Raw genomic sequence first — 7,938 nt, 5'->3', positions numbered from 1 at the left:
GCTGGCCCAGCACTATGCCGGCGACGATCCGCGCCAGGTCGTGCCGATGCTGCACGACATCGTCCGGCGCAACCGCCTGCGCCACCCGGCCATCCTCGGCGCCGGGCCGATCGAGGTGCTGAAGCCGGGGAACGGGCGATGACCCAGGTTTATCTGCCCGCCAAGATCCCGACGCGCCGGATCGCGCTGAAGATCGACGGCAAGACCATCGACCGATGGACCCGGGCCGAGCTCGTTCACGACATGGGCGAGCTCGCCGCGTCCTTCGAGCTCACCGTCCATGACGACGAGCGCGCCAAGGGCACCTGGGACTGGACCACGCCGGCCGGCGACGGCGAGCCGATGAACTGGGGCCGCGCGGCCGAGATTACGATCGACGGCGAGACTTGGCTGAAGGGCTGGATCGACGACGTCTGCTCCGAAGCCGGCGAGCAGGGCGGCGGCTATGTCACGATCAGCGGCCGCGACAAGACCGGCGACCTGGTCGACTGCCCGCCGGATCCGCGCGGCAAGCACGAGTACAAGAAGATTAAGCTCGAGGAGTTCGCGAAGAAGATCTGCGAGCCCTTCGGCATCAAGGTCAAATGCGACGTCGATACCAGCCCGGTGCTCGACAAGGCGACGGTCGAGGCCGGCGAGACGGTGATCTCGGCCTTGGCCAAATACGCCAAGCAGCGCGCCGTGATCATCACCAGCGACCGCGTCGGCGGTATCCTGATCACCCGCTCCGGCAAGCAGAAGGCGATCGACGAGATCCACTTCCCCGGCAACGTCACCAGGGTGCGGGCCACCTTCTCGGCCCGCGAGCGTTTCAGCGACTATTTCGTCAAGGGTCAGAGCGAGAAGAATGGCGGGCGCCGGCCCGATACGGCTGCGTTGAACGTCAGCGAGGAGCCGAAGGACGAGGCCCCGGAGCAGCCGGCGCCGGCGACCGATTCTCCGCTCGACAAGCCGGGCGGCGCCGGCGCCCATGTCATGGGCCACGCCCAGGATCCGGACGTCACCCGCTGGCGGCCGCACATCGCGATGTCGCGCACGCAGGCCAAGGATGTCGACGCCCAGAAGCAGGCGGAATGGGAGATGCGCACCCGCCGGGCCAAGGGCGACAAGATGGACTACAGCTATCGCGGCATCACCGGCGGGCCGGAGCAGAAGCCCTGGCAGATGAACACCGTCGCCTTCGTCGAGGACGACTATGCCGGCCTCTCCTCCGAGCAGCTGATCGCCGGCGTCTCGATCACCTATGACGAGCGCGGCGAGATGACCCGCCTGCGCGTAACCGGCCGTGAGGCCTTCGACCTGATGCCGGTCGGCGATCGCCGCAGCCAGAAGAAGTCCGCCAAGAAGAAGGGCGGCAGCAAGCCCGGCGGCCTCGACAGCACTGCCAAGCCGCTCTGAGGGAGGCGCTATGTCGGCCGATTCGGAAACCGCCCATCAGATCCGCGGCATCGTCACTCGCTCGGCCGTCCGCTCGACCAACGACAAGGGCGGCAGCCAGACCGCGAGCGTCGAGACGCACCGCCATGTCGAGCGCACCGATGTAGAGATCGTCCAGCCCTTCGGCTTCGCCTCGCGCGGTCCTGCCGGCAGCGAGATGGTGGTGCTGGCGGTCGGCGGTGATCAGGGCGACCTAGTCGGACTGCCTACCTCTGCGCCCGGCAATCGCCTTGGCGGCCTCGAGGAGGGCGAGGCCGCCATGCACAATCTCAAGGGCGACCGGGTCCATGCGAAGATGGACGGCTCGATCGAGAGCACCAGCCGCAAGCGGGTCAAGTCGAAGGTGAAGGACGCCACGGTCGAGGTGCTCGAGGACCGGATCATCGCCAAGCTCGGCGCGGCAGCCAATGCGCCCCGCGTCGTCATCCGGCCCGACTACGTCAAGCTCCGCTTCGGCGACCAATGGCTGGTGGTGAAGGCGGACGGGATATTCTGCTCGGTGGCGCCGGTGGTCGGGCCGGATCCGGAACCGGGCGTCTGACGGCCCCGCGCGGGGCCGTGTCCGGCCTTGCGCGCGCGCGACATTGTTCGCGCCATGGCCGCCGACTTCCTCGACGTTGCGCTGATCTTCGATCCTGAAACCCGCACGGCTGACGCCGAGCTGGGCGAGGACGGCGATCTGCTGCTCGACGAGACGGCGCTCACGCCCATGCTGATTTCGCTTGGGAGCGATCGCCGCGCCCGGCCTGACGACGCCCTGCCGCAGGGCCGCGACGCCCTCAACGTCTCCACTTCCTTTGTCACCCGTCGCGGCGCCGTTGGCGATGCGCTCGACGCCTATGGCCGGCGCACCGGCTCGCGGCTCTGGCTGCTGGAGCGCGCCAAGCAGCACGAGCTCACCGAGCTCTTCGTCCAGGACGCCGCCCGCGAGGCGCTGCGCTGGGTTGGCGTCGAGACTGGGGCCCCGGCGCAGATCTCGACCAGCTGGGCGCGCCGCGGCTGGCTCGCTCTGGTCTGCCGCGTCGGCGAGACCGAGCTCGAGCTGATGCAGCAGGCGTCCTGATGCCCGCGCCGCTGCCCACGCCTGAGGAGCTCACCCGCCGCGCCGAAGGCCGGCTTGAAGCGGCCTTGAAGCGCATCCGTCCGGATAAGAGCCCGGAGGCGATCGCCCGCGCCGTTCGCTCCGAGAAGGGCATGCTGGCCGCGATCGTGCGCGCGCAGGCAACCGGGCTCTACGGCACCCATCTGCATCTGAGCTGGAACGTCCGGCAGATGATGCCCGACACGGCCGAGGCCGAGTACCTGATCCGCCATGCCTCGATCTGGGGCGTCTTCCGCCGGCCAGCGACCAAGGCGGTTGGCCTTGCGCTCTTCACCGGGGTTCCCGGCACGGCCGTGCCGGCTGGCCTCGATCTGCGCCTGCCTGCCGGCGGGCTTGCCGTCACCTCGGCCGGTGGCGTTCTCGATGGCGCCGGCGAGGTCTCGATCGCGCTCGAGGCGGCCGAGGGCGGCGTCCTCGGAAACACCGCCGGAGGCGCCAGCCTGCCGATCGTCACGGTCCAGGCGGGGCTGGATCCGCAGGCTGCCGTCCTCGACGCCGATGGCATGGCCGGCGGCGCCGAGGAGGAAACGGACGAGTCGCTGCTGGCTCGCGTGCTGGTCGAGATCCGCGAGCCCGGCCACGGCGGCAACAAGAGCGATTACCGCGTCTGGATCCAGAATGCCTTCGCCGTCGCCAAGATCGCGACCGTGCCGCTCTGGGTCGGCCCCGGCTCGGTCGGCGTCGTCGTCGCCATGGGTACCGCTGTCGCGCCGGTGGCGCCGATCCCGGCCGAGCTCGACGCCATGGCCGCCCATCTCCACCCGCTGCGGCCGGTGACGGCCGAGGTCTACGTCCGGCCGGTCGTGCTGCTGCCGGTGCCAATGCAGTTTGCCGTCGTGCCGGACACATTGCCCGTGCGCGCCGCGCTCGAGGGCGCGGCCGCAGCGCATTTCGCGGCCGAGGCCGAGATCGGCGAGCGCTTCGCCCGCTCGCGCCTCTCCGAAGCGCTCTCGGCCGCCAGCGGCGAGTATCGCCACTACATCGCATTGCCGCCTGCAGATGTCGTGCCCGACCGGGACGAACTGCCGGTGCCAGGGTCGACCACCTGGGATCCGCCGCCATGAGTCGGAGCGAGGACCAGGTTCTGGACGAGCTCCTGTCCGAGCTGCCGCCCGGCTGGATCTGGCGGCGCGACCGCGACAGCGTCATCGCGGCGTTGCTGGCGCCGCTCGCCGGTGGCATCGCCGATGTCGAAGAGCTCGCCGAAGCGATGCTCGCGGAGGTGGACCCCCGCGACGCCAGCGTCTGCCTGACCGATTTCGAGCGCGTGCTGGGGCCCGATCCATGTGGCCGCGACATCTCGCTGATGTCACTCAGCGATCGCCGCCAGCTGGCGCATCAGCGCTGGACCGGTCGCGGCGGCGCCTCGCGGCAGTATTTCATCGACCTGGCCGCCAAGCGCGGCGTGACCATCACAATCAGCGAGAACCGCGTGGGCTATGCCGGCGAGCTCGTCTGCGGCGACGAGCTGGTTGAGCCGCCGGAGCAGTTCATCTGGACCGTCCACCTCGCCGGCATCACCGACGAGGTCCTGTTCGAGGTCGACGACGGCCAGGCCGGCGACCGCCTCTACGACCTCACCATCAACGACATCGAATGCGACATCCGGCGCCTGAAGCCGGCGCACACCGAGGTCGTGTTCGACTACGCGGGGAGCCCCTGACATGGACCGGATCAGCCATACCACGGCGGTCGACATCGGCGGTGGCCGCAGGGGCTTCCGCAGCAAAGATACGGTCGGCGGCGTTCCCGGCACCGTGCTTACTGCGACGCATATGAACGCGACGCAGGAGGAGATGCTGAAGATCATCGAGAGCGCGGGTTTCGCCCCCGATCCGAATGATCTCACACAACTCGCACAGGCCTTTCAGAGCGGCGCCCTCAACTTCGCTGTGGCCACTGGCACGGCGAACGCGTGGGTCGTGGCTCCGGCACTGGCGATCGCGGCCTACAAGATCGGCCGGGCGCTCTGGGTCAAAGCCCCGGCGACCAATACCAGCACGATCGTCAACGCCAATCTGAGCGGTCTCGGCGACCGGCGCATCAAGAAGGCGAATGGTTTGGACCCCGCTGTCGGCGATCTGACCAGCGGGCGTTGGTACCCGGTTTTCGACGATGGCGCGAACCTCTGCGTGACCGCCACGCTGCCGAGCGATGTGCGAACCGCCCTGGTCGGGTTGACTGGCAACTGTCTGCTCTGGCTCGACGGAACCCAACTGCGACTGTCACCGAAGAATGGCTCACAGCTCATCGTGAGCGGCGTGCCGGTGCAGATCCCGTTGGTCGGCCCGACATTGTCGACCGCCGGCAACGCCAACAGCACTGACTACTTCATCTACGCCTATCTCGACGGCAACGGCGATCTGAAGCTGGAAAAATCGACAACCGTCTTCACGACAGGGGTTGACGGGACACCGGTTAAGACGGGCGATGCGAGCCGCGCGCACGTCGGCATTGCCGGCTCAAATGCGGCGGGCGCGTGGGAGGACAGCTTCACCAACCGGCTGGTCCGCTCGTACTACAACCGCGAATCCAAACGCATATTCAATCGTTTCACGGCCGACCGCCAGACCGCGGCCGGATCGGGCACGCCGGCCGAGATTAACACCGAAATCCGCTGCAACTTCATCTGCTATCCCGACGATCTCATCGACGGCTTCGCGACAGGCTATTGCTTCAATAGCGGCGCGAGCGGAACCACCTACACCGCCGTGACCTATGACGGGACCGGGACCAATAATGCTGGCATCTCGGCCGTTTTCGGAACCGCTGGCGGCCCGGTTGCGCCCCACCAGCAGATTTCGGGTCTCAGTGCTGGCCGGCACTACGCCACGCTCACTGGCTACAACTCGACCGGCACCGGCACCTGGGGTGGCAACACATCCTCGGCGCCCTCTTGCCTCCTCCATCTTTCCTTGAGGTGATCATGAAACCGATCGGACCAACTTTTGGCGACGAGCTCGAGGCCGCAGGCCTCGGCGGGCTACCGATCTCGTGGGGCACCGATGGTGAGGTGCAAGGGCTCGATGGCCTGAGCGCGAAGCAGAAGGCCGGCGTCAAGGCGGTGCTGGCGGCGCATGACGCGAGCCGGATACCCCTTGCTGCGCTCAAGAATGAGGCCTTCAATCTCATCAGCTCGGTGATCCCGACCACCGCGCAACTCAACCTTTCTGCGACGATGGCGGTGATCGCCGGTGCACCGGTCGAGATGCGCTCGGCTGAGGAGCAGCAGTTCGCCGAAACCTACGCTGCCGGAGTCGCTTGGATACAGGCTGTTCGCCACCGCTTGCGCGAGCTCGCCGATCTCGGCGGATTAACGCCGGAGGGCGAGCAACGCTGGCCCAAACCAAAACAATCAGTGGTTGATCTCGCGGCGATGTATTAAGCGCTGCGGCGCTGGCCCCGAAGGTTCGTCTTCGTTCTTGGGATAGGGGATAGACTATGGATCGTCGTCAGTTTTTCGCGCTTGGCGCCGCCGCCGCAGCCGCGCCGCTGCTCCTTCCTCGATCCGCGCTGGCCAGCATACCGCTCATCACGCACGGCGAGTTCGCCAAGACCCACACGACCAAGAACGATATGTTCTTCAACTGGCGCCGGGTCCAGCAGTTCACGATCGGGCTCAAGGTCGACCGGCCCGCACGGATGCGACTGGGCTTCAACGCCTGCGTCCGGTTGGCAGACTTCATGGAGCGGATGTCTGCCTATGCGATCAGCGCTGGCTTGCGTGGGCCTGCCGCCGCGGATGTCTGGCCCGGCACAGAGGACCCGTTCTGGGGCCGCCCCCCTGAAATTCCCGGCTGCTTCGTTCGGGCAAACATCATGTCGAATCTGGTCACATATCCCAGCGGCCAGACCGACCGATATAAGTACGACACCCCGGCCTTCTCGACGGTGCATAAAATCACCGATCCTGGCTTCTACAGGGTAGAGATCTGGGCTCGTGCGCGCTCGTCCTGGAACGTGGGCGGGGCCACCAACTGGGACAACACTGGAACTCCAAATCCTGGCGGCGACGGGAATGTGGCGTTCGACCAAGACCCCTACGACGCGTACGATCCGAATTTCCCCGCGAACAACACCGTCGTCACTGCCATCACCTACCCGCAGAACCAGCTGGTGGTCGAGCTCGATTGAGCTGGTGACGTGACAGGGGAGCCCCGAGGGGCTCCGGCGGCCGCTCCCTGGCAGGTAAGCCGCCCGATGAAAGGTCGAATGACATCGCCCGCCACGGCGGCCGCGAGGCCGCGCGTGAGAGGGCGACGATTCTGGACCTCAGCACAAATGGAATCCGTCAGACCGGTTAATCCCGTCGCCGGCTATGTCGGCGGCAAGAAGCAGCTCGCCCGGCGCATCATCGCCCGCATCGGCGAGGTCGAACACTCGATCTACGCGGAACCCTTCGTCGGCATGGGCGGCGTCTTCCTGCGCCGGCCGAGCCGGCCGAAGGTAGAAGCGATCAACGACGCCTCGCGCGATGTCGCGATCTTCTTCCGCATCCTGCAGCGGCACTATCAGGCGCTGCTCGACATGCTGAAATGGCAGGTGACCAGCCGGGCCGAGTTCGAGCGCCTGGCCGGCCAGGACCCGGACACGCTGACCGATCTCGAGCGCGCCGCCCGCTTCCTCTATCTCCAGCGCCTGACCTTCGGCGGCAAGGTCGCCAGCCGCTCCTTTGGCATCGATACGAACGGGCCGGCTCGCTTCGACATCACCCGCCTTGTGCCGCTCCTCGAGGCGGTGCACGAGCGTCTCGCCGGCGTCTGGGTCGACTGCCTGCCCTGGCAAGAGTTCATCCGGCGCTGGGATCGGCCAGGCGCGCTGTTCTATCTCGATCCGCCCTATTGGGGCACGGAGCACTACTATGGCCGCGGCATGTTCGGCCGGGACGAGTTCGCCGCGCTGAGCCGGGCTTTACAGGGGCTTCAAGGCCGCTTCATCCTCTCGCTGAACGACGTGCCCGGGGTGCGCGAGCTGTTCGCCTGGGCCACGATCGAGACGGTCGAGCTGAGCTATCAGGCGGGCGGGGCGGAACACACGAAGCGGGTGCGCGAGGTGTTGATCAGCGCATGAGGCAGGGCGATGGACAAGGTGATTGGTGCTGGTCGGCAGCACCGCATGCAGCACGAGGCCGACAGGTCACGGATCGAGATAGAGGAGCCGTTCGGAATGGGCCGGTGGATGGTGAGCCTTGAAGCGGCGCGTACCGAAGAGACCGTCGAGGTCAGGATCTTGGGCAGCCTCGTGGTGGCGTTCACTCCACAGGAAGCGCGAGAGTTCGCCCAAGCGCTGAACCGCGTCGCGGGCCCCTGATAGGCACCATTCGAAAACGCGATCTGGTGACATTTGATCGTTCGCTCGGTGCCATTTGATTTTTCGCGCTACAACACGTGTAGCGCGAA

General features: G+C 67.0%; 10 protein-coding genes. All 10 read left to right on the top strand.

The window, feature by feature from the left end; genetic code table 11:
* Nucleotides 1-138 precede the first annotated feature (138 nt).
* Nucleotides 139-1,398: a phage baseplate assembly protein gene (locus CXY91_RS02145; protein ID WP_100959123.1), complete on the top strand. Its 1,260-nt coding sequence runs from the start codon at nt 139-141 to the stop codon at nt 1,396-1,398.
* 10 nt (nt 1,399-1,408) lie between these two features.
* Nucleotides 1,409-1,978 (top strand): phage baseplate assembly protein, encoded by a 570-nt coding sequence (locus CXY91_RS02140; protein WP_100959122.1) that lies wholly within the window; start codon nt 1,409-1,411, stop codon nt 1,976-1,978.
* Nucleotides 1,979-2,032: 54 nt separating this feature from the next.
* Nucleotides 2,033-2,500, top strand: a complete 468-nt coding sequence (locus tag CXY91_RS02135; RefSeq protein ID WP_100959121.1) for a phage GP46 family protein — start codon at nt 2,033-2,035, stop codon at nt 2,498-2,500.
* The gene (locus tag CXY91_RS02130; RefSeq protein ID WP_100959120.1) at nt 2,500-3,603 is read left to right on the top strand and encodes a baseplate J/gp47 family protein; all 1,104 of its coding nucleotides are present in this window, start codon (nt 2,500-2,502) and stop codon (nt 3,601-3,603) included. Before CXY91_RS02135 ends, CXY91_RS02130 begins: the two co-directional genes overlap by 1 nt.
* Nucleotides 3,600-4,202 (top strand): YmfQ family protein, encoded by a 603-nt coding sequence (locus CXY91_RS02125; RefSeq protein ID WP_100959119.1) that lies wholly within the window; start codon nt 3,600-3,602, stop codon nt 4,200-4,202. Before CXY91_RS02130 ends, CXY91_RS02125 begins: the two co-directional genes overlap by 4 nt.
* Nucleotide 4,203: 1 nt before the next feature.
* Nucleotides 4,204-5,463, top strand: coding sequence for a hypothetical protein (locus CXY91_RS02120; RefSeq protein ID WP_100959118.1), 1,260 nt, complete (start codon nt 4,204-4,206; stop codon nt 5,461-5,463).
* Nucleotides 5,464-5,465: 2 nt separating this feature from the next.
* A complete protein-coding gene (locus CXY91_RS02115; RefSeq protein ID WP_100959117.1) occupies nt 5,466-5,924 on the top strand; it encodes a hypothetical protein in 459 nt (152 codons plus the stop codon).
* Nucleotides 5,925-5,980: 56 nt separating this feature from the next.
* Nucleotides 5,981-6,673, top strand: coding sequence for a hypothetical protein (locus CXY91_RS02110; protein ID WP_100959116.1), 693 nt, complete (start codon nt 5,981-5,983; stop codon nt 6,671-6,673).
* A gap of 147 nt (nt 6,674-6,820) precedes the next feature.
* Nucleotides 6,821-7,609, top strand: coding sequence for a DNA adenine methylase (locus CXY91_RS02105; RefSeq protein WP_100959115.1), 789 nt, complete (start codon nt 6,821-6,823; stop codon nt 7,607-7,609).
* 9 nt (nt 7,610-7,618) lie between these two features.
* Nucleotides 7,619-7,849, top strand: coding sequence for a hypothetical protein (locus tag CXY91_RS02100; protein ID WP_100959114.1), 231 nt, complete (start codon nt 7,619-7,621; stop codon nt 7,847-7,849).
* Nucleotides 7,850-7,938 lie beyond the last annotated feature (89 nt).

Origin of the sequence: Allobosea sp. FBZP-16 (genome assembly GCF_002831785.1) — a bacterium.
GTDB classification, from domain to species: domain Bacteria; phylum Pseudomonadota; class Alphaproteobacteria; order Rhizobiales; family Beijerinckiaceae; genus Allobosea; species Allobosea lupini.
This window is presented reverse-complemented; position numbering and strand designations above follow the sequence as displayed.